General features: G+C 53.8%; 20 protein-coding genes. 2 read left to right on the top strand and 18 right to left on the bottom strand.

Features of this window, described 5'->3' with window-relative positions; all coding sequences use genetic code 11:
* Positions 1-6: 6 nt before the first annotated feature.
* The 16 genes from atpB to Q0721_RS06550 all read right to left on the bottom strand — a co-directional run bounded on the left by atpB (position 7) and on the right by Q0721_RS06550 (position 15,878).
* A complete protein-coding gene (gene atpB / locus Q0721_RS06625) occupies positions 7-975 on the bottom strand; it encodes a F0F1 ATP synthase subunit A (RefSeq protein ID WP_299027222.1) in 969 nt (322 codons plus the stop codon).
* A complete protein-coding gene (locus Q0721_RS06620; RefSeq protein WP_299027220.1) occupies positions 959-1,267 on the bottom strand; it encodes an AtpZ/AtpI family protein in 309 nt (102 codons plus the stop codon). The genes atpB and Q0721_RS06620 overlap by 17 nt, the downstream gene beginning before the upstream one ends.
* A gap of 35 nt (positions 1,268-1,302) precedes the next feature.
* Positions 1,303-2,763, bottom strand: coding sequence for an NADH-quinone oxidoreductase subunit N (locus Q0721_RS06615; protein ID WP_299027218.1), 1,461 nt, complete (start codon positions 2,761-2,763; stop codon positions 1,303-1,305).
* Complete coding sequence (locus tag Q0721_RS06610) at positions 2,764-4,236, bottom strand: NADH-quinone oxidoreductase subunit M (protein ID WP_299027215.1); 1,473 nt, start codon at positions 4,234-4,236, stop codon at positions 2,764-2,766. It lies immediately after the preceding gene.
* Positions 4,237-4,247: 11 nt separating this feature from the next.
* Positions 4,248-5,786: an NADH-quinone oxidoreductase subunit M gene (locus tag Q0721_RS06605; protein ID WP_299027213.1), complete on the bottom strand. Its 1,539-nt coding sequence runs from the start codon at positions 5,784-5,786 to the stop codon at positions 4,248-4,250.
* A gap of 22 nt (positions 5,787-5,808) precedes the next feature.
* Entirely contained in the window at positions 5,809-7,989 is a 2,181-nt protein-coding gene (gene nuoL / locus Q0721_RS06600; protein ID WP_299027210.1) for an NADH-quinone oxidoreductase subunit L, read from the bottom strand.
* Between the two features lie 24 nt (positions 7,990-8,013).
* On the bottom strand, positions 8,014-8,334 hold the full coding sequence (gene nuoK, locus Q0721_RS06595) for an NADH-quinone oxidoreductase subunit NuoK (RefSeq protein WP_299027207.1): 321 nt from the start codon (positions 8,332-8,334) through the stop codon (positions 8,014-8,016).
* Positions 8,331-8,849, bottom strand: coding sequence for an NADH-quinone oxidoreductase subunit J (locus Q0721_RS06590; RefSeq protein WP_299027205.1), 519 nt, complete (start codon positions 8,847-8,849; stop codon positions 8,331-8,333). Before Q0721_RS06590 ends, nuoK begins: the two co-directional genes overlap by 4 nt.
* Entirely contained in the window at positions 8,846-10,075 is a 1,230-nt protein-coding gene (gene nuoH / locus Q0721_RS06585) for an NADH-quinone oxidoreductase subunit NuoH (protein WP_299027203.1), read from the bottom strand. The genes Q0721_RS06590 and nuoH overlap by 4 nt, the downstream gene beginning before the upstream one ends.
* A gap of 29 nt (positions 10,076-10,104) precedes the next feature.
* Entirely contained in the window at positions 10,105-10,461 is a 357-nt protein-coding gene (gene ndhC / locus Q0721_RS06580; protein WP_299027200.1) for an NADH-quinone oxidoreductase subunit A, read from the bottom strand.
* 165 nt (positions 10,462-10,626) lie between these two features.
* Positions 10,627-11,253 (bottom strand): hypothetical protein, encoded by a 627-nt coding sequence (locus Q0721_RS06575; RefSeq protein ID WP_299027197.1) that lies wholly within the window; start codon positions 11,251-11,253, stop codon positions 10,627-10,629.
* Positions 11,250-12,419, bottom strand: a complete 1,170-nt coding sequence (locus tag Q0721_RS06570; RefSeq protein WP_299027194.1) for a geranylgeranyl reductase family protein — start codon at positions 12,417-12,419, stop codon at positions 11,250-11,252. Before Q0721_RS06570 ends, Q0721_RS06575 begins: the two co-directional genes overlap by 4 nt.
* Positions 12,420-12,543: 124 nt before the next feature.
* Positions 12,544-13,359: an FTR1 family protein gene (locus Q0721_RS06565; protein WP_299027191.1), complete on the bottom strand. Its 816-nt coding sequence runs from the start codon at positions 13,357-13,359 to the stop codon at positions 12,544-12,546.
* A 201-nt stretch (positions 13,360-13,560) separates the two neighbouring features.
* Positions 13,561-14,079, bottom strand: a complete 519-nt coding sequence (locus tag Q0721_RS06560; RefSeq protein WP_299027188.1) for a thioredoxin domain-containing protein — start codon at positions 14,077-14,079, stop codon at positions 13,561-13,563.
* Between the two features lie 95 nt (positions 14,080-14,174).
* Entirely contained in the window at positions 14,175-14,375 is a 201-nt protein-coding gene (locus tag Q0721_RS06555) for a DUF2892 domain-containing protein (protein WP_299027185.1), read from the bottom strand.
* Between the two features lie 75 nt (positions 14,376-14,450).
* Complete coding sequence (locus Q0721_RS06550) at positions 14,451-15,878, bottom strand: MFS transporter (RefSeq protein ID WP_299027182.1); 1,428 nt, start codon at positions 15,876-15,878, stop codon at positions 14,451-14,453.
* 161 nt (positions 15,879-16,039) lie between these two features.
* Here Q0721_RS06550 and Q0721_RS06545 point away from each other — a divergent pair, with 161 nt between their 5' ends.
* A complete protein-coding gene (locus Q0721_RS06545) occupies positions 16,040-16,594 on the top strand; it encodes an ECF transporter S component (RefSeq protein ID WP_299027179.1) in 555 nt (184 codons plus the stop codon).
* Here Q0721_RS06545 and Q0721_RS06540 read toward each other — a convergent pair.
* Positions 16,589-17,413 (bottom strand): energy-coupling factor transporter transmembrane component T, encoded by an 825-nt coding sequence (locus Q0721_RS06540; RefSeq protein ID WP_299027176.1) that lies wholly within the window; start codon positions 17,411-17,413, stop codon positions 16,589-16,591. The genes Q0721_RS06545 and Q0721_RS06540 overlap by 6 nt on opposite strands.
* Complete coding sequence (locus Q0721_RS06535; RefSeq protein WP_299027174.1) at positions 17,397-19,145, bottom strand: energy-coupling factor transporter ATPase; 1,749 nt, start codon at positions 19,143-19,145, stop codon at positions 17,397-17,399. The genes Q0721_RS06540 and Q0721_RS06535 overlap by 17 nt, the downstream gene beginning before the upstream one ends.
* A gap of 119 nt (positions 19,146-19,264) precedes the next feature.
* Between Q0721_RS06535 and Q0721_RS06530 the strand changes: the two genes are divergently transcribed.
* Positions 19,265-21,382: an acetate--CoA ligase family protein gene (locus Q0721_RS06530; RefSeq protein ID WP_299027171.1), complete on the top strand. Its 2,118-nt coding sequence runs from the start codon at positions 19,265-19,267 to the stop codon at positions 21,380-21,382.
* Positions 21,383-21,396 lie beyond the last annotated feature (14 nt).

The following is a 21,396-nucleotide window of genomic DNA, read 5'->3' as shown; positions in this document are numbered from 1 at the left end:
ATCGCTTTAATGGTGCTCACTCTCGCCACCGTGCCCGCGCGTGGCTTGAGCCATGAACACCATGGTTAGCATGCCAAAAACAAAAGCCTGAATCACGGCAATAAACGCCTCAAACAGATATACAAACGAGGGAATAAAGACCGGCAACAGGGTACCTACCAGAGCAATCAGCACAAAACCAGCAAACATATTTCCGAACAATCGGAATGAGAACGAGAGAATCTTCGCTAGTTCGGAAATCGTTTCAAGCAACCCCACCAGGAAATCAATCGCCCCAAAGAAAGGCCGTGAAAACAACGTTGTTACATTGAAAAACTTTAGAAAATAACGCCACCCTTGCGCCCGAACGCCAATCACTTGCGTCATAAACACCGAGACCAACGCTAAGCCCACCGTGAAATTAAGATCGGTGGAAAGACCACGTACAAAGGGCGTTAGAGTATAATCACCCTTCTCCGGCGTTAGGGTATACCATATCCCTCCCAGGGACTGGATCGCGTGCCCGTCCTTTTCGGCATGGTGAATGATACCTATCGTTTCTACGCCGGGGATTAACTTCATCAAATTGGCGATTAAAACCACTAGAAAAATTGAAGCAAACCAAGGGAAAATCGCTTTCGCCCACTTTCCCGCCGAACTTTCGGTCAAGTTATAAAGGATCTCAATCAGGGCTTCTAGCGCTCCAGCCAAGCCTCGTGGTACCAAATCGCCCTTACGCACCGAACGGCGCACCGACCATGCCATCCCCAAGATAATGAGATCTACTAACAGCAGTGCTGGGATGGTATTGACCAGATAGAAATCCCCCAATGGGCCAAGATTGAATAGCGGTTCCTCAATGAGTTTCTCGGCTGCCACCTGAATATGGGGTTGGACTGGCGCTGCAATGTTGACCGCAAATATACCCAGAATAATACAAGCCAGCACAATCCAACGATTAACACCCCAACGCCACTTTTTACGTGTCGTCTCCAAGGCTTGCCTCCTCCAGCGCGGGTTTCTTGGCTTTAGGGGGCACAGGCTTGATTTTCGCCGTCGCCGCCCTTACCACATAAAACATTACAGCCAGCGAGATAGGAACACTTAGCACCAATAAACCCAAAGTGAACCAGGGACGTGTCTCCAAGCGCGCATCCAGCCAGATCCCCCCTATCACTGCGACCAGCACAATGATCAACGTCAAACACCCCACTTGGCCTGCAATACCAGCGATGGTCAGATTGATGATCTGCTGCTTACGGTCCTTCTCAGGATCTGGCCGCGTCATGACGTTGCGATTATATCACGGGCTCAAAAATGACGTCAATAAACCCATAACACCCGAGCAACGCTTCCCGCCCAAGTATACCAGGGGGCTATCCACACCCCAACCAACACAATGCCTGCCACACAGATCCCCAATGCTAGCCGCCAAGCGGGCCTGAGGCCTGAGATGGGTTCCACACCCGGCGTAAAGCGATAAATCGTTTTGAGCATTACCAGGTAGTAGTAAAGCGCAATAATAGAGTTAAACACGCCCACAAAGGCCAGCCAGATTTGACCAGCTTCGATCGCCGAACCAAAGACCAATAATTTAGCAATGAAACCCGCAAATGGGGGTATACCACCCAGCGAAAGCAGCGCTGCCAACATAGCCAGTGCCAAAGGGGCCGAACGCTGCTGCAACCCCTCTAGGGCTTTCAGGTCACTAGAGCCAACCGCCTGCTCCACGACTGTCAGGATAGCAAATGCGGCTAGATTAGTGACCAGATACGCAATCAAGTAATACACTGCCCCGGTAGCCCCTAGGGGCGTCCCGGCGGCCACTCCAATCAGGATGTAGCCGGCATGAGCGATAGACGAGTAGGCCAGCAACCGCTTAGCATTGGATTGAACTAGAGCCAGGTAGTTGCCCACGAGCATACTGGCCGTTGCAAGGATACCAATTAGAAGCGTCCAGAAAGCCGTTTGTTCGGCAAACACACTGATCAGGAATCGCAATAACACGGCGAAACCGGCGGCTTTTGAAGCCGTAGAAAGATACCCCGTTACAGGAGTGGGTGCCCCCTCATAGACATCTGGTGCCCAGAAGTGAAACGGCACCGCGGCCACCTTGAATCCAAACCCAACTAAGACCAAGATCAGTGCCACAATCACCATCTCGAGGGGAGCCTGGGCCTGATACAAGGCAGCATCCAGGTCATACAAGCGTGTTGTCCCACTCATACCATAGAGCAGGCTCAGACCATACAGCAGCGTAGCCGACGCCACAGCCCCAAAAAGCACATACTTAAGCCCAGCCTCAGCAGAGCGAACATCCCGAAGATAGAATCCCGCCAACACATAGAGAGGGATAGAGGCCGTCTCAATGGCGAGGAAGAGCATAACCATGTCCGCCGCTGAGGCCATTAGACTAAACCCTAAACCACTGAAAAGAAGGAGAGCGAAGAATTCCCCCTTACCAGAAAGGGCCTTAACCTGCATGGCAAAGAGAGCGGTCAAGCCCACCCCAGCTAAAAACAACATCCGAAAAACAAAACCCACTTCATCCAGGCGAAGCACGCCCCCCCACAAAAGGCGCGGGGACGGGGCAGGAACGGCAAACAGTAGGCTTAACACCACAATTCCCAAACTACCCGCTGCAACTACCCATCCCAACCAGCGCTGACGCGAGGTCGTCGAAGCGAATAGATCCCATCCCAGCACAACCCCTGCCAGGACCAGCAATCCAATTTCAGGCACTAGGGCGCGGATATACTCTACAGGCAAGGTCGAAGCCACCACTCACGCACCTCCCACCAGGGCTAGAATATGGCGCACCCCCGATTCAACCAGCGGAGTCAGTAATGAAGGGAACCAACCCAAAAGGATCATCATGGCTGAGAGCAGCAAAATCACCCCTTTATCCTTGCCGCTCACATCGCCCACTTTGCCCACTAAAGCCGCAGGCATATCGCCAAAGAAAACGCGCCGTACCACCAGAAGAATGTAGGCCGAGGTAATAATAATACCCGATACGGCTATCACAGCCACCCAAGGAGCACGCTGCCAGGCGCCCAGGAAGACAGGAAATTCAGCCACAAAACCCGAAAAGCCGGGCATTCCCATCGAAACCAGACCCGAAATGATGAAACCAACAGCCGCCCAAGGCATGACGCGTACCAGCCCCCCCAGAGCGGGAATATCCCGGGTGTGTGCCCGATCATAAACCATACCCACAATGGCAAAGAAAAGCGCCGTCATCACGCCATGGGAAAACATCTGCAAGCCCGCCCCCATCAATCCCTCCCGGTTAAGACTGGCAAATCCGATCAGAACCAGCCCCATATGTGAAACCGAGGAAAAACCAATCACATACTTGAAATCTGTTTGTACCATGGCAATGGCTGCCCCATAGACCACATTAACCGTGGCCAGGGCGAGGATCAGCGGCGACCAAAAGACTGCCCCTTCCGGCAATAGCATAATGCCCGCCCGAAGGGCAGCAAAAGCCCCCACCTTCATTTCCACGCCCGCCAGTAACATCGAGATCGCTGTGGGCGCCGCAACATGACCATCAGGTGCCCAACTATGAAAGGGGAAAATGCCGCCCAATATGGCAAAACCCAGAAAAATGAAGGGGAACCAAAAGCGCTGAAAGGCTACCGGAAAGCCAGCTTTCTCCAGCGCCAAGAGATCAAAGGTTCGCAGCCCCGAATTGAAATATAAAGCCAGGGCGCCTACCAGAGCGAGCATTGAGCCGATAAACAAGTACAGGGTCAACTTCATACCCCCGTAATCCCGGGTCTTGGGATAGCCCCACAACACAATCATCAAATACTTTGGAAACACGGCAATTTCAAAAAAGAAGAACAATAGAAAGAGATCGAGGGAAACAAAAACCCCTAAAATGCTGGTCGCCAGAAACATCATAAAAGCAAAGAACTCGCGCGGGCGTTCCTCTATGTTCCACGAAACCAAGACACCGGAGAAAAGCACTAACGCTCCCAGAAGAACCATGGGCAGGCTAAACCCATCAACCCCCACAGCATATGAAATCCCCAAGTCGGGTAACCAGGGATAGCGCTCAATGAATTGATACCCACCCATGCCCGTGTCATAACCGAGGTAGAGTCCGAAGGACAGTCCCAAAACCAGCGTGGCCGCGATCAACGCTATCCGGCGTACCCAGTCATGTTGTTCGGCAGGGAGACAAAGCAAGATCAACCCGGCCAGGAGCGGTGTCAGCACAATGGCGCTAAGAATGGGAAACGGCATTCTTCACCTCATCAAAAAAGTGTAACGACGGCTTGGTTGATCATCCCCAAAAGCCACGCAGGCCATAGGCCGGTTAGCAAACTTAGACCAATTAAAGGCAGGATGACAATGAGTTCTAGGCCACTCATATCCTTAAGAACCCCCTGCCAGCGCGGATTAAGAGGGCCGTGTAGGACTGAGCGTAAGGCCTTAAGGAGATACGCACCCGTGAAGAACAACCCAATCATGCTCAAAGCCGTCGCCAACGTGAGTTGAGGCCAGGCGCCCCGTACCACCAGAAATTCTGAAACAAAGCCCCCTAAACCCGGCAAACCCAGCGAAGCCATGGCTGTAAAAATTAGAATGGTCCCGTAAACCGGGAGAAGGGCATAGAGACCACCAAAATCCCGAAGATCACGTGTATGCGCACGGTCATAAATAACACCAACCAGGAAGAACATTCCCGCTGCACTCAACCCGTGATTGAACATTTGCAACACGGCGCCATTTAGCGCCAGGTTGGCATCTAGCTGGGCCCGAGGATCTGCCGCGCGCCAAGCCAGAGCAGCCGCCGCCACCCCCAACACAACAAACCCCATATGATTGATGGAGGAATAAGCCACCAGACGCTTAAAGTCTTGTTGCGCCAAGGCCCCTAACGCACCCAAAATAATAGCCGCCACAGCCAACACCGCCAGGGCTGGCGCAAAGCGCTGGGCCTCATTCGGAAAGAGGGGTAATATCAGGCGGATAAAGCCATAACCGCCCAACTTCAGCAGTACTCCTGCCAGAATCATCGAGCCTGCTGTCGGAGCTTCTGTATGGGCATCTGGCAGCCAAGTGTGAAATGGCCAAACCGGGACCTTGATTGCAAAAGCGATCACGAAAGCCCAAAAGGCAATGGCCCTGATGGTTTCGATAGAAAGTCCCAAAGGAAGGTTCAGATAGGTTAAGGCTGGCCAGCGTTGGAACAATTCCACCAAGTCAAATGTCCCGCCACTCAGACCTATTACCTGAATGGCCAATAGTAACCCCAACGATCCACCCATGGTATAGAGAATGAATTTAAGTGCCGCATAATGACGATTGGCGCCTCCCCATTGACTAATCAGGAAGTACATGGGCACCAGCCCAACTTCCCAGAAAACAAAGAAGAGTAATAGGTCTAACGCCAGGAAAACCCCCAGCATACCGGTCTCCAGCAACAGAAAGAGCACCATGTAAGCCTTGAGGTTCGTTTTTATGCTTTCCGAGGCCAGTAACGCCAGCGGAGTCAGAAGCGTCGTCAACAAGACTAGTGGGAATGAAAGGCCATCTATCCCGAGATGATAAAAAGCATGAATGGCGCTGAACCACTCGGCACGTTCAACGAAGCGGAACCCCCCCGTGACGGGCACCGACTCAAACCGCGCCCACAGCAAAAGCGTGAGCACCAACGAGATCAGCGAGAAACCCAGCGCCAACACCCGAATCCCCTTTTCGTTACGAACGGGCAAAATCAACAAAATAAGGGCACCCGCTGTCGGCGCGAATAAGATCAGGGTGAGCCAGTGCGATTCCAACCAGGTCATTCTTCACTCCTCAGTGCCCAGTCTAAATCATCCCGATATAAAAGAACGCCAACCCCATTAGGATCACTGCCACCAGCGCAAGGAGCAAATAAATCTGTAAGCGACCCGGCTGCAAAGCACGCAAACGTGTACCTACTTCGTGCGTTCCTTCGGCCAGCGCATCTCCAGCGCCGTTGATCAATGGACGGTCAATAACCTCACGGAACAAATGCCCTATGGCAATGCCCAGGCGTGCCACCCCATGCAGAACGCCATCAATCATCCTCTGGTCTAGCCAGCGGTAGGTGAAGACATCGGCCAACCAAAGCGCCGGCCGAATTAACACAGCCTGATAAATTTCATCCACATAATACTTGCGTTCGAGTAATCGGTAGAGGCCACCCAGAGGCCTAGCCAGCACATCCTGAACACGCTCTCTCTGGATCCGGTACACCCACCAGCCGAGGAACAGCCCCCCTAGCGAAGCCAATACCGAAACCACCAACGGCGTGGGTGTAAAAATTGCATGGCTGGTTTCCCCTGCGTGCCCCAACATGCTTCCCACAAAGGCGCCAAACCAGTTAGGCAGGCGTCCACCAAGCCCCGGGAAATACTGAGGAACACCCACCCAACCAACCGTTACTGCAAAGAAAGCCAACACAAGTAGGGGCACCACCATAACCGGTCGCGACTCGTGAGCCTGAGCGGCCGCCGCACTCCGTGGCTGCCCCAGGAACACCAATGTAATTTGACGCATGGTATAAAATGCCGTTAGCAACGCCGCCACCCCCAGCGTGATAAACACCAGCAGATTGCTCTCAAACGCTGAGGCCAGAATTTCATCTTTAGACCAGAATCCTGCAGTGAAGAGCGGAAAACCCGCTAGCGAAAGCCCGCCCACCAAGAACGCCCAGAACGTCCAAGGCATTCTATGGCGCAACCCCCCCATGTTGAGCATATCCTGCGCGTCCAGGTGGTCACCCGTATGATAAACCCCATGCTCCATTCCATGGATCACCGAACCGGAAGCCAGGAAGAGCAAAGCCTTGAAAAAAGCGTGAGTGACTAAATGGAACGTAGCCGCCACATAGGCCCCGATTCCTAACGCCGCAATCACATACCCTAACTGCGAAATTGTGGAGTATGCTAATACGCGCTTGATGTCCCGTTGGGCCAGCCCAATGGTCGCCGCAAAAAGGGCGGTAAAAGCCCCAATCGCTGCCATGGCTGCCATCGGTAAAGTCAATGGCTGACCCGGTACCCAGCCAGCCGCGAGCAAAGGGAAAAAGCGGATCATCAAATAAACGCCTGCCGAAACCATGGTGGCTGCATGAATCATTGCCGAAACTGGGGTAGGACCTTCCATGGCATCGGGCAACCACACATGTAACGGAAACTGCGCCGATTTGCCAATCGTACCGGCAAAAAGCAACAAACCAATTAGAGCCGCCCAGGATATACCCGCTATGGGCGAGGCGGTGGTTGCCAGGATCTCAAGAACCTGCGGATTGCTCAGGATTGCTCGATAATTGAGACTCCCGGTAAGTGTATAAAGCGCAGCCAAACCTAATAGCATGAACACATCCCCTACTCGCGTAGTGAGGAATGCCTTCACCGCAGCGTTCCGAGCGGACTCTCTAGCATACCAGAATCCAATCAGCAGGTAAGAGCATAATCCCATCACTTCCCAACCAATGTAGAGGGTGAGCAAATTATCACTGATCACCAACAAATACATGGCAAAAGCGAATAGGCTGACCAGCGCAAAAAACCGCGCGTACATCGGTTCAACCGAGGGCACGCGGTGTCGGTGACCGTGAGCGTCCTGTACCTCCGCGCCCTGAGGGGGTAAACCGGGGCGATCCAATGTTCCACGCGGTTGACCATAATTGTGGTAGCCTACGCTGTAGATAAAAATCATCAGAATCGTCCAGGCCACAAAGAACAAGGTCACCACCGTTAACGGATCTACGTGCACGCCAATCTGAAACCAGGTATTGCCCGTGGGGATCCAGTTTAATTGAGCGCCCCAGGGGTGTTCAGCTAGATCCCGAACCTGCAACGCGTGCCAGAAGACCACCAGGCTTCCCAGCCACGAGAGGGTGACGGAACCAATGGCAAGCCCATGGCTTAAGCCATTGCGCCGATAAGTGAAAAGCATAATTACAAAAAATGCCAATAGAGGAGGTAAGGGCAAGAACCCAATCAGGATGTCCACAGGCATTGCAAATATCCTCTCCATCCCAGATTAGCCTTTGAGAAGGGTCATCTCATCCACGACAACGGTGTGATGACGGCGATAAGCCGATATGATTAACGCTAAAGCCACTGCCGTCTCAGCAGCGGCCAGTACAAAAATCATCGCTGCAAAAACCATCCCACTGACTTGTGGCACACCTTTGATCTGTGACCAGTAATGCCAGAAAGCCAGTAGGTTGATGTTGACGGCATTGAGCATGAGTTCAATGCCCATCAGGATGGCAATCGCATGCCTGCGTGCCAACACAGCAAACAATCCAATGCTAAACAATGTCGCCGAAAGGATGAGATACCAGGATAGCGGGATCATGACCCTTCCCCTCTACGTTCGAAGGCAATGTAAACCGCCCCAATAAGGGCGGCCAAGAGCAACACCGAGGCGACCTCAAAAGGAACAGCAAACCCCTCGGCATCTACTAATGCTTTTCCTAATGGCACAACATCGTCAAACGAAGCACCTAGTTCCTGTAATGGCGTACCGCTCATCAGCCAGCGAATGAAAATGTAGGTTAGGGCCGCCCAAACAACCCCCGCCACCCCCGCCGCGCCCCAAGCAAAGGGATTAAGCCGCGGGCCCGCCTCTGTAGAGCGTTGGGTCAGCATGATCGCAAACACGATTATGATCAATATAGATCCAATATAAACCAGAAGTTGGACAACTGCAAAGAAACTGGCTTCCAGAGTGACAAACACCACTGCCACCCCGAGCAACGCCACAGCCAGCCACAAAGCGGCGTGCATCATACGGCGTGAAGCCACCATCATCACCGCTGCACTCACCGTGATCAGAGCCGTCACAAGAAACACCCACTGTAAAGCGCTCACGACCGTCCCCCCACATCAGATGAGGTGATCAGATTCTCCGGCCGGGCTACGGGACGCACCGGTTGAGCTACCAAACGCCGTCGCAGACGTTCACGGGAAGACAACACGCGATCCAACACAAGGTATGCCAGCCCGTTGATGCATAATAAACCCAGGATGCGCACCAAGGGGAGCGTGCCACGTAAAAAGTAATCTGCCAATGCTATAACCATTAGAAGAATCAAGGCCAGCGGTGTCAAGACCTTCCAGTTCAAATCCATCACCTGATCAATGCGAAAGCGTGGCAACGTTCCTCGAAACAGTATCATCAAGAGATACACAATGCCACTTTTGAGCATCAGGTAAACAAATCCAAGAACTGGATATGACTCTGCTCCAGGACCTCGCCACCCTCCCAAGAACAGAACGGCAAAAATAAGTGAAACTGTAAAGGCCTTCAAAAACTCGGCCACATAGAAAAAGCCAAACTTCAACCCAGAATACTCCACGCTGTAACCTGCCACCAATTCCGACTCGGCCTCAGGCAAATCAAAGGGAGCTCGCCCCACCTCCGCTACCGAGGCTGTCAAAAAGATTAGGGCCGGCACTGGTGCAAGCACAATAAACCACACTTCTTGAGCCCGTGTAATCACGCTTAGGTGCAAACTCCCACTAAACATGACGGGCACCAGCGCCGATAGCGTCATAGGGACACTATAAGAGATCAACTGCGCTACCGTACGTAAGGCGCCAAGCAAGGCATATTTGTTGTTGGAACCCCAACCGGCAAGAATAATGGCAAGCTCTCCTAATGCCCCTACAGCCAGCAGGTAAAGAATACCCACATTGAGGTCAGCCCCAAACACCGTGGCAGAGAACGGAATGACCGCCCAGACCATCAAGGCTGCAGCCACCGAAAGCACCGGTGCCAAGTTGAAAGGTATCCGATCTGCGCCGGCCGGGGTGATGTGCTCTTTGGTGAAGATCTTAAGGACATCGGCAATAGGCTGAAGAAGTCCCCACGGTCCCACACGATTTGGACCCAAGCGGTCCTGAATGCGACCGATTAACTTGCGTTCCAGCCAGAGTTGCAGGATGACGAGTAAAAGCGCGGCGGTGACTAGGAGCACGGCTCCTACGGCAAACCGAATCACCAGCGCCCAATCCGCCGGCACCCCCCAAGATAGCAGCAGGTTCTCCAGCCACAGGCGCAAAAACGTGATAGGATCCTGCCAAAAAACAGCCATTGAGCCTCCCTTGAAAACTTAGAGACGTCTCACTGCCAGTTGAGAGCCCCCTTGCGCCAGGCATAAAAAAGGCCACCCACAAGGATAGCCAAAAAAATGACGGCTTCCACAATCGCAAAAAGCGGTAGCTGTTGATACGCTACCGCCCACGGGAAAAGAAGCACCGACTCAACGTCAAAGATTAGAAAGGCCAGAGCAAATAAATAGTACTGCACCCGCAATTGTGTCCATGCTGGCCCAACAGTTTCGACCCCACACTCGTAGGTAGCATTCTTGATAGGGTTGGGTTTCTTTGGAGCCAACAATCCGGCCAGAAAAATCGCAATGGCGGGCAACGCAGCCGCCACCAAAGTAAAAAGCCCAATATACAACCACGCATTCAGCATTTCATGCCCCGTAGATTTTCAGGATTTCTTACCTTGGCAGGAAACTGCACTTCCCGCCAACGTTTTTATTCTATCAACGGGACGCCATCTTGTAAAGCAACTAGAGTGTAGCCATCTAAATTGTATAATTTTTTATAATTGATCTTTCGTTATTAGAGTAATAACTTAACTTTGCCTATTTCGAATCAGGCTCATGCCCATCAGCAGGCCGCCCAAGAGCCCTAAAGCCCAGCGGGGAAGTCCTAAAGGGGCGTCCACCGAGATGGTGAATGACCAAGCCAGAATTGGCAAATCTAATCCCTGATTGGCGTCTTGAGGGTTATGCACATACACCCACAACGTCCCCTGGAGAGATGTTTTCTCAAGCGCCACCACCTCCCAATTCAGGCTCGTTGGTTTCCGCATATCCACCACTTCACGCCACATCCCTATCGGCGTAACTCGCCCCCCACCGCTCACTTCTAAACGTGTGGCTACCATGAACCGGGTTGGGACAGAGATCAAGTCTTCCGAGGAGGATGAGGGGGTCCTCGGCTCCCAACTTAGGCGAATACTTCCACTTTCCCCGACTCGGAGGCGCTGAGGCCATCTGAAGACCAAATCCGTCTTCTCAATGGACTCCAGAATGCCATCCGGAAGCCCACCGGCTGCTTCCCCATTGTTGCGCAACCAGGTCAGATCAGGTTTCAAAACCACCCTGGAATTTGCAGAGGGCCACCCGGCCAGCGCTAGAAGGCCCAATCCAAGCAGGCTGGCGACAATCCGAAGTCCTGTATAAATGCGCTCCTTCATCCCCTCGTCCCCCCATGTGACTTCCAAACCAGACCTTGGGCTAGGATAGCAGGCAAGTAGAAAGGAAGGGCGTGGAGAAAACCAGTGAATGAGCGTTGCGCGGTCAGCGTGTCCACCCACAGGGTCTGTAACCAAGCACTACCCACCAGCAACGTGGCGGCAGGCTTTGGATGGGCATACACCCATCGGGCCAGACGCGCCGCGTAACGCAATTCACGCCCTAGGGTGACCTGAACAGCGCGGGTATAAGTTGCCAGGCTTGCCTGCGGGTTAGCCAGACAGCCAAGCAGAGCCTCAGCCGCTAAATGGGCGCTCCATAATGCATAACTGATGCCCTCGCCCAAAAAAGCATCTGCCAGGTTTGCTGCATCCCCCACTAAAAGGGTGCGCTGGGTGTGAAGTGGTTGGTGCGCACCCCCCAATGGGATGTGGTGCCCTTGAACCCGCTCTAGTTTACCCGCCACAAGATGCGGATAACGGCTCATAAATTGAGCCAAAAGCATTCTAAGATCGGGTACACGGCCCTCTCGCGCATAAAACACCCCCACCGAAAGATGGTGGGCTTTCGGAAAGATCCACCCATATCCATATGGCACAGCCCCAAAATCAAAGGTGAGATACGCTCCCTGATGCTCTAATCCCTCTGCCGAAACTCGCACCTCGGCTTCGAGGGCAACCCCGGTGGGGCGTCGGGGCCACCTTAAGGATCGGGCAACGACGCTGTTCACCCCATCGGCTCCCACCAGATAGGCTGCACGGAGCACCCCAGAAGAGGTTTCCACCTGCACGGAATCCGCAGACTCCTCAACTTGTAACACACGGGTTCCAGACCACAACCGCGCGCCAGCCTTCTGAGCTTGCCCGATCAACCAGGCATCAAATTGATCTCGCATCACCAGAAGAGCGACATAAGGCTCGCGGCGGTGCTGTAATAGCAGACGGCCCTCCCAGGTGAGTTGGCCTCCAACCGCGCGCACCTCTACTACCGGGGTAGGGTCAAATGGCAAAAATTTGAGAGCCCGCGGAGTTAGACCACCCCCACAAGGTTTGTAACGCGGCAAGATCGCTTTTTCCAGAATAATTACCTTTACCCCCGCGCAAGCCAGAAGGTAAGCACACATCGCTCCTGCAGGGCCAGCCCCGACGACAATCACCTCAGCATCCATTTCCAAGCATCCCGCATGTCCTGGTTATCCAAAAGACCTCCTCCATTATAGCCGCCCTCATGGTGAACAAAAACACCCTCTTTGGGGGTGTTCAACCGGCAGCAAAGGTAAGGCAATGAAAAAATTAAGTGTGTATCGCACGCCAGGAGGGCTTGGGCAATAACAAAATACCCATACCCACCAGATAGGCTGAATAGGCCAATACCTCTGTCAATGAGGGATTGGCATTGTAACCGAACAACGCTGTTAGCACCTGACCGAGAAAAGTGGCCTCAGGAAGCCAATGGCTAGTATCCCAGAGAGGCTCCATCAGGGCCGGGATCCAGCCGATTTCGTTAAGTTCATGGACACCATGAGCAACCAATCCAGCGGCAAATAGAAGTAGCAGGAGACTACTAACCCGGAAGAAGCGCCGGATGTCGAGACGATAAGTAGTAGCAAAGAGCACCCAACCCAATAAGGCTGCAACCCCCAACCCCGATAGCCCCCCGCTCCAAGTCGGTAAAGCACCCGCTGCAAAACGGGCAGCCAGGAGATAGATCGCTAATTCAATTCCCTCACGCCCGACAGCCGTAAAAGCCGCCCCAAAAAGCCCCCACGCCCCTCGACGCAGGGTTTCAAATTGCACGCTGCGCTCCAATTCCTGGCGGATTGCCGCGCCTTGCTGGTGGAACCAGAAAATCATCCAAGTGAGCAAGCCGGCGGCCAAGATCATCATAATCCCCTCGAAAGCAGCCTCAGCCGGGCCTTCAAGTTCCATCCCCAGGGCATTCAACCCCCACCCAACCAGCAAGCTGGTGCCGGCAGCTGCACCAACTCCCAGCCAAACAGAGCGCTTAAGAGATTGCAACTGGAATTTCTCCAAAGCCCCTAAAAGGATGCCGATAATGAGAGCCGCTTCCAGCCCTTCTCGCAATGCCAGCAAAAAGGCGGCCAACATATGCAAACACCTCCTGCACGAGTAGAAAGAATTCTTTACAGTTGCTTCGGCTGGCTCTGCCTATCCAAAGGGCAAGGTACGCGCCCCTATTTTAGCATATTATGTGATATTTTTGATAAATATTCGCTTTATTACCCGCTTTATTACCCAAAAGAAAAGCCCGGACAACACCGGGCTTCTTTTTGAGCCTCTTCAATTAAATCACTGGGATCGCCGCCAGGCTTTTACCCGGGAGATCAGAGCGTTGTAAAGGGGGCACCGGTCATAAACGGCGCTAAAGATCAATGCAGCCCCGACCAACATCAATGCGAGCGCAGGACCGTTGCCCCATCCCAGCACCAATATGACCGTTCCGCTTACTAGGCGCATTAGCCGTTCAATCCGACCCAGTGAAGACACTCCCTCAGTTTTCCCCTTTAACAGCGCCTCAAACAATCGCTCCAAAGTGGATTCCGACTGCAGGCCCACGCGCCGAAAAACCTCTCTACCACCCTCAAAACCGATTAAGGTCGGGATTCCAAGAATCCCCAGAGCCTGTACCACTTCGGGGGCATCGTCAGCGTTGATCCGCACCAGATCAACTTGCCCCTCGAATTTATGCGCTACTCGCTCTAAAGATGGCGCCATGACCCGGCACGGCCCACACCACGGCGCCCAAAATTCTACCACGATTGGCCAGGAGGTCCGCTGAAGCATCTCTTGCCATTGTTCAAGATTCATAAATTACTTCCCATCAACCCTTAATGGGTTCTGAGATTTGGGAGAGCCTGCCCAAAACCATTCTTAGCAAGCTCTCCCCATACAACCCTACAAAATTACGCTTTGTTAGTCCGCACCTTTAATAGTGCATAGAGCGGACAATATCCCACCAAACCGGTCAACAGCGGCACAAACCCAAGGATCTTAAGGGCAGTACCCCAACCTCCACTAACGATACCACCCCATCCCAAGATTAAAAGCACCAGGCCTAAAACAACCCGTAAAACACGATCCCAACCGGCTTCATTCACACGCATGGCTCACCTCCCGATGGCATATTTTGGCTTCTATTATTCAGATGTATTAGATCTCTAAAAGTTACAAGTTTCTCATCACGCAGCGCTCTGTGAGGGTCGAATCCTTGCTAAAGCCAGAATTGAGAAGAGAAACAAAATCCCAAAGGTGAGCATCAGAGCAGTGTAACCCACGGCATCAGCAACAGGACCACCAATATACGCGCCGATCGCCCCGGCCCCCGCACCAGCAAGATTGGAGAGTCCCAGGAAACGTCCTGCCTGATCAGAAGGCACAATCTCGGTACCAAGGGCCCAGTTAGCGGCATAGAAAAGCCCCGTGGCCGCTCCGAGAATAGCGCCGCTTACCCGTAAGAGTGTTAGGTTAGGTGCCCAGACGACCAAAAGGGTCCCCAGAGCCGCCAGGCTGCCCGCCAACACCAGAATGGGGCGTTTACCCAATCGGTCGCTCAGCCAACCGCTGGGTAAAGTGGTCAATAAAATAAAAATGCCCACCACCATCACAATGCTGGCCGCCGGAGCCGCTGCGCGTTCCCCTTGAAACTCAGCAAACCGTTCTTGTAAAAAATAAAGAAGAAAGGTGGCCAAATTAGTGGAACCAACCAGATAGGCTAATCGATTCACCACCCACCACGGAAAACTCGGGGCCAGGTTCCAATCCCTTCCCAAACCGATGCGCAGACTCCCCAATACCCCCACGACAACAACCACCGCCATAATCACCAACCCAAGCGCACCGACCAACCAACGCCGTGTATCTGCCCCCAAAAGCGCTGTAAAATGGACTCCCCAGCGAATCACCGCCCCTCCAGCGAGGATGATCACCGTGAACATCCCCGTCATCATCGCCAAACGCAAAATGGGCTGCCAATCCAACGCAAAGGACGGAACTGCCAAGCGTTGCTCCGGGATGGTCATAGTCACCGCTGCACAGACCAAAAACACCCCAATTACCGCCCCGATGCCCGCCCATAGATGACCAGCGCCTATCCAGCGCGCCACGACGAATGACACGAAAATAAGCGGCAAAGGCAATTCCAAAAATGCCTTGACCCCCGAAAAGCGACCCCGTAGCGGCTCGGGGACCAGGTCGGGAATCAGTCCCTGAGTGGCCGCATGAGCCACGTTGGAACTGAACATTGAGAAAATATAAAGCCCGAACAGCACCCAGAAACCTTCTAGCCCCTGCAGCCCCGCTGCCAGGCCAATGAGTGTGAAGGCAAGAATCTCCCCTATGGTGCCCAGCAGGATAAACGGACGCCGGCGTCCCCAAGGATGCGTACTCCGATCAGAGAGCATCCCCATTAATGCTTGTATAAGTAGAGCCACCATTAAAGCCCAAAGGCGAATGGTACCCAAATATGTACCTTTGGCGGTTTCACCCACAAACTGCTGCACCAAGAGAGGGACGATTATCGGGGAAATAGTCTGTCCGCGGGTGGTCAGCGCAAACCAATATAAATTGTAGCGAATGTAATCGTACCAACGAGGTTGTATAGAAGACATGCAATCACCTCGCCCGGAATGTAAAAAGTGTCAGGAATGCTTCCATTTTAGCAAATTACAAAGCACCTCATCCTACTCTGGGCGAGGATTTTTGTGCAACTTTTACCCCCTGCGCGGGTTTGGTAAAATGGTGCCACTCAATAAGACAAGGAGAAGATCAAATGCCTCAAGAACGAGTCCGCAAAGTTGTGATTACTGGCGTTTTGGGGGCAATTGCTGTGTTTCTGGGGGTAACCCGTCTGGGATTTATCCCCTGGTTCACCGGTGCCTCGCTGACCATTATGCACGTCCCCGTAGTCATTGGCGCGGTGCTGGAAGGCCCAGGGGTTGGCTTGGGGATCGGCTTAATTTTCGGCGTCTTCAGCATGCTCCAAGCTGCCATTGCTCCTACCGGTCCGGCAGATGTCTGGTTTACCAATCCATTGATCTCCGTCGTCCCTCGATTATTCATCGGGCCAGCAGCTTGGCTGGTCTGGCGCGCCTTACAGCGCTGGCCTTGGCTGGCCCTGGTTACAGCAGGAGCCGCTGGTAGCCTCACCAACACGTTCTTAGTGTTGGGCGCCATTGGGTTTCTAGGCCTCCTCCCGTGGGCAGCCATGCTACCTATTGTCCTTTTCAACGGAGTGCCCGAAGCCATTGCCTCTGCCTTGCTCACGCTGGCCATCGTAGCTGCTTACCGCCGCCTACCGGTTCGAACGCAGGGGGCGCGTCTATAAAAACAAAATAGCACCTGCCAACCCGAGGGCGATGACCAGCAACCACCTATCTGCAGAAACCCATGGTGGCAACTGGAGGCTATCCTCAGCAATGGGGTTGCTATAACCCCGTGCCTCCATGGCCAAGGCCAGCGTTTCAGCCTTGCGCAGGGCAAGCAGAAAAAGGGGGATCAGAATGGGTAACAATTGGCGTACGCGGGTCACCAAGCCTCCCGCAGGCGTACCCCACACCGCTCCGCGCGAGGCCTGGGCTTTGGCAATGCGTTCCAGCAGCAACGCGAGGTAGGGGACAAACCGCAAGGCCACCTGCACCCCCATTGCCACATCACGAGATGAAATGCCCACATACCTTAATGGCCTCAACAACTGGCGGAGTGCCCGCACCATCTCCGTATTTGAGATACAGTAGGAACCCAACATCAACCAGAGTAACAGAACTGCAAAACGAGCCCCTAACAGTGCTCCTGCGATCACCCCTCCCTGACTTAAGCGCAACCAACCCCATTGCATTTCCCAAGCGCCCGCCTCCCGATAAGAGACCCATACCATCTGGATCCCCATCAGCAAGATAATGAACGGAAGCGGTGGGAGCAATCCGCGTAACGCGTAGCCCCAACCAATGTGAGCCAATCGCAAGACAATAAGCGCTGCACCCAACGCAAGGAGGAGACCAGAGAGGCGAGAACTAAACACCACCGCCAGGATAATGCTTATAAGAGCCGCTACTTTGGCCCGTGCCTCACGGCGGTGGATGCAGGAGCTGAGGGGTAGATACTGTCCCAAGGAAATCAGACGCAGGTACTCAAACGACTCGCTCATGTCCCACTCTTAATGCGGTTTGAACGGCATGGATAAGACCCTCTTCTTCGTTCGTCCACGGGACCGGCCAACCTTGTTGTTGAAGTTTTTGCGCCACCCGGTAAAGCAAGGGGGTAACCAAACCGACAGGCTCCAGAGAAAGCCACCCATTAAAAATACGCGCTGGCACCCCTCCCATCTGATTTCTCCCCCTGAAAAGCACCTCGACCCCGTCAATCATGGAGAGCAAATCATCCAAATGGTGAGTCGCAATCACCAGCGTCGTGCCATGGGCCTTGAGTTGCTGCAAGTTCAACACCAACTCACGCCGCGAACCCGGATCCAACCCAGCCGTGGGTTCATCCAACAAAAGCACTTTCGGTTGCATTGCCAAAATGGAGGCCAGAGCAACCTTACGGCGTTCCCCCCCACTCAAAGTGAACAACAAACGATCTTTATAGACCTCAAAGTCCAAGCCTACCATCTCCAGAGCCCATCGCACCCGTTCGCGTAGATCCTTTACCCCCATCAAACGAGGTGCAAAAGCCACTTCATCTCCTACAAAGGTTTCAAAGAATTGCATCTCAGGGTTTTGCATTAGCAGCCCCGCATACCACCGTACCGGGCGCACATCCTTGAGCGTCTCAAGATGGTACGGTCCCACCCGCACCCGCCCCTGTTGAGGCCGTAACAGACCATTCAAGTGCTGGAGCAACGTGGATTTTCCCGAACCCGTTGCCCCCATAAGCGCCACCGCCTCTCCCTCACCGACCCGTAAATGGACATCCTGCAGAGCCACATGGGCTAGGGGAGTCCCTTGCAGGTAGGTATGAGCCAGATTGTCTACTTCAATGAACGGCGCGTGAGAAGGTTCCCTGTGATCTTCTGGCAAAGTCGGGCAGCTCTCTTGGATTCCCGGATAAGCAGGAATCTTTGCCAGAAGATCCTCTGGGTGGAGGGCCAGCGCCGGAAAACCTGCGTAGATCCGGTGCAATTGCTGGGCCAACTGTAGCGTTGGTGGGGTTTCCAACCCCAAAGCCTTTACTCGCTCTGCATCCGCAAACACCTCTGCAGGTGAGCCATCCAAAACCACTCTGCCTTGGTGTAACACAATCACCCGTTTGGCGCGCGCGGCTTCCTCCATGTGATGCGTGACGTGGATCAGAGTCACACCTTCATGATTGAGAGACTCCACCAGCGCCAGTAGCCGCAGACGCCCCTGCGGGTCAAGCATAGTCGTCGCCTCATCGAGAATCAGGCAGCGCGGACGTAGGACCAGCACTCCCGCCAGTGCCAGGCGCTGGATCTGACCCGCCGAAAGTAAATGAGGCGGGCGAGAACGGTGCTCCCATAAACCTAGCGTTTGAAGTATCTCTGCCACGCGTCGGCGTATTTCCTCGTCTGACAACCCCAAGTTTTCCAGCCCAAAAGCCACATCGTCTTCTACCACGCTGGCCACAATCTGATCTTCCGGAAACTGAAAGACCATACCAACGCGTTGACGAATCAGGGGGTGAACTGTCACATCGCGCGTGTTCAAACCCTCCACCCAGACTTCCCCCTGATCCGGGAGTAAAAGCGCATTGAGATGTCGCACCAGGGTTGATTTACCCGATCCGTTGGCTCCTACTAGCGCCACATACTCGCCCGGTTCGATTTCCAGACTAATTCCACGTAGCGCAGGTAATACCCTCCCCTCTGGAGATCGGTACTGGAAATGAAGATTGGTGATACGAATGAAGGGTTCTGCCATCGTCTCGCAATTCTAACACAGACCTTCAGAACAACCTCCAGCAGGACATTTGGTCACCACCCTTATCCTCATGTACAATAAGTCCAGCCGTGTAACTCTATTTTGTCGGAGGAGTGTGCATGCGTTCTGATCTGCGTCCTTTTTTCGCCCCTGCGGGTGTTGCTCTCATTGGCGCTTCAGATAACCCATCGAAATTAAGCCATGGTATCTTAAGGAACATGCTTGCCTATGGCTACCAAGGGGCAGTCTACCCCGTGAATCCGAAGAACAAGAGCATCTTTGGGTTGACTTGTTACCCTGATATCCGCCAAGTACCAGACCCGGTGGAACTGGCTGTGATCATTATCCCGGCGCCCGCTGTGCCCGAAGCCTTGGAAGCCTGTGGTGAGCGAGGCATTCGGGCTGCCATTATTATTTCCGGCGGCTTCAAAGAAGTGGGCCCCGAAGGGGCCGCCTTAGAAAAGCGTTGCCTGGAGATTGCTCGCAAGCATCAAATGCGCTTGATCGGCCCAAACTGCGTAGGCACACTTGACCTCCATACGGGTTTGAATACGACTTTCATCCAGGGCGTCCCGGCCAAAGGCGGCATCAGTTTTGTCTCCCAATCAGGCGCAGTGGGCGGTGGAGTGATTGACTACCTGCGCAACAAAGGGATTGGCTTCGCCACATTCGCCAGCCTGGGCAACGAAGCCGATGTCACCGAAACGGATATGATTGAATACCTAGCCACAGACCCCAACACACGCGTCATTGCGGCTTACGTCGAATCCATTCGAGATGGTCAACGTTTCTTGCGCGTCGCGCGCACGGTGACTCGCCACAAGCCCATCATCCTGCTTAAGGCAGGACGTACTGAAGCAGGTGCTCGGGCAGTTTCTTCCCATACGGGTTCGTTGGCGGGGGCTAACGAAGCCTACCGCGCAGCATTCATCCAGAGCGGGGTCATCGAAGTGAATACAGTGGCTGAGCTGTTTGAAATTGCCACTGCATTGGATACTCAACCTCTGCCCCAAGGTTCTCGGGTGACCATAATCACCAACGCCGGAGGGCCCGCCGCGCTGGCCTCGGATAGTCTGGCAGCCCATGGATTGCAACTAGCCCCCTTGGCAGAACACACCCGTCAGGCACTGCGTGCCCACCTCAATCCCGCCGCTCAGATTGATAACCCGATCGACATGTTAGGGGGAGCCGAACCACCTGATTACGCTTTCGCCCTCACCCAGGCACTGCAGGATCCAAATGTGGACGCTATCTTTATCATCCTAGTACCTCAAGCCCTAGTGGATCCAGCAGAGGTAGCGCGACATATTGTTCAGGCAGCCCAAGTAGCCACCAAACCCATACTGGCTTGTTTTATGGGCGAATATAGCGTTGGCCAGGCCCGAGAGGTGCTTCATCAGGCAGGCATTCCCATGTACACCTTCCCCGAATCCGCGGGGTACGTGTTGGGAGCTATGCAAAGATACGCGAGATGGCGCCAGTATCCTTTGGCACAGCCCATTCGCCCGGAGGGCTGTCAGACCGAAGAGGCCGCAGCCATCTTATCTCAATTCGCCTCACGTCAGGTGTTGGGCGAGGCCGAAAGTCGTCTTTTGTTGGCCGCCTACGGGTTGTCTTTGATCCCAGGATCCTTTGCCCGTAACGCTGAAGAAGCCATCGAAGCCGCAGAAAAGCTTGGTTTTCCAGTAGTCATGAAGATTGTTTCTCCACAGGTGCTGCACAAATCCGATGTGGGGGGGATCCGGCTAAACTTGCGAAGCGCCACTGAGGTGCACCAGGCTTTTGACGAGATGATGACCCACTTGCAAAACCAGCTCCCTCATGCCCAACTAGAAGGGGTGCTGATTGAGGCCATGGCCCCTGCGGGTCATGAGGTTATCGTTGGGATGCGGCGTGACCCCAATTTTGGACCAGTAATGATGTTTGGTTTGGGGGGCATTTATGTGGAACTTTTCCGCGATGTGGCGTTTCGGGTAGCCCCCCTGACCCGCGATGACGCACTGGGAATGATCTCCGAAACCCGCGCAGGACGGCTGCTGAGTGGTTTCCGCAATCAGCCTGTAGCCGATCTCGAAGCCATCCTTGATGCCATCTTACGCCTGAGCAGTCTGGCATTAGATTTTCCACAAATCCAGGAAGCGGAGATAAACCCCCTGCTAGTGCGCCCGAAAGGCGAAGGAGCGCTGGTTTTGGACTGCCGGATTTTACTGGAACATGGGACAGCAAATAATCTATAAGAGGAATATTGGGA

The sequence above is a fragment of the uncultured Thermanaerothrix sp. genome (genome assembly GCF_938028735.1).
GTDB lineage: Bacteria > Chloroflexota > Anaerolineae > Anaerolineales > Anaerolineaceae > Thermanaerothrix.
Note: the sequence above shows the minus strand (reverse complement) of the source record. Positions and strands in the feature narration are given on the sequence as shown.

Coding starts and splice junctions, on each gene's coding strand:
- Q0721_RS06620 (WP_299027220.1), bottom strand. CDS start 1,267: ATGACGCGGCCAGATCCTGAGAAGGACCGTAAGCAGCAGATCATCAAT.
- Q0721_RS06610 (WP_299027215.1), bottom strand. CDS start 4,236: ATGCCGTTTCCCATTCTTAGCGCCATTGTGCTGACACCGCTCCTGGCC.
- Q0721_RS06605 (WP_299027213.1), bottom strand. CDS start 5,786: ATGACCTGGTTGGAATCGCACTGGCTCACCCTGATCTTATTCGCGCCG.
- nuoL (WP_299027210.1), bottom strand. CDS start 7,989: ATGCCTGTGGACATCCTGATTGGGTTCTTGCCCTTACCTCCTCTATTG.
- nuoK (WP_299027207.1), bottom strand. CDS start 8,334: ATGATCCCGCTATCCTGGTATCTCATCCTTTCGGCGACATTGTTTAGC.
- nuoH (WP_299027203.1), bottom strand. CDS start 10,075: ATGGCTGTTTTTTGGCAGGATCCTATCACGTTTTTGCGCCTGTGGCTG.
- ndhC (WP_299027200.1), bottom strand. CDS start 10,461: ATGCTGAATGCGTGGTTGTATATTGGGCTTTTTACTTTGGTGGCGGCT.
- Q0721_RS06575 (WP_299027197.1), bottom strand. CDS start 11,253: ATGAAGGAGCGCATTTATACAGGACTTCGGATTGTCGCCAGCCTGCTT.
- Q0721_RS06570 (WP_299027194.1), bottom strand. CDS start 12,419: ATGGATGCTGAGGTGATTGTCGTCGGGGCTGGCCCTGCAGGAGCGATG.
- Q0721_RS06565 (WP_299027191.1), bottom strand. CDS start 13,359: ATGTTGGCCGCCTTTTTGCTGGCATTGCGAGAAGGGCTGGAAGCGGCT.
- Q0721_RS06560 (WP_299027188.1), bottom strand. CDS start 14,079: ATGAATCTTGAACAATGGCAAGAGATGCTTCAGCGGACCTCCTGGCCA.
- Q0721_RS06555 (WP_299027185.1), bottom strand. CDS start 14,375: ATGCGTGTGAATGAAGCCGGTTGGGATCGTGTTTTACGGGTTGTTTTA.
- Q0721_RS06550 (WP_299027182.1), bottom strand. CDS start 15,878: ATGTCTTCTATACAACCTCGTTGGTACGATTACATTCGCTACAATTTA.
- Q0721_RS06545 (WP_299027179.1), top strand. CDS start 16,040: ATGCCTCAAGAACGAGTCCGCAAAGTTGTGATTACTGGCGTTTTGGGG.
- Q0721_RS06540 (WP_299027176.1), bottom strand. CDS start 17,413: ATGAGCGAGTCGTTTGAGTACCTGCGTCTGATTTCCTTGGGACAGTAT.
- Q0721_RS06535 (WP_299027174.1), bottom strand. CDS start 19,145: ATGGCAGAACCCTTCATTCGTATCACCAATCTTCATTTCCAGTACCGA.
- Q0721_RS06530 (WP_299027171.1), top strand. CDS start 19,265: ATGCGTTCTGATCTGCGTCCTTTTTTCGCCCCTGCGGGTGTTGCTCTC.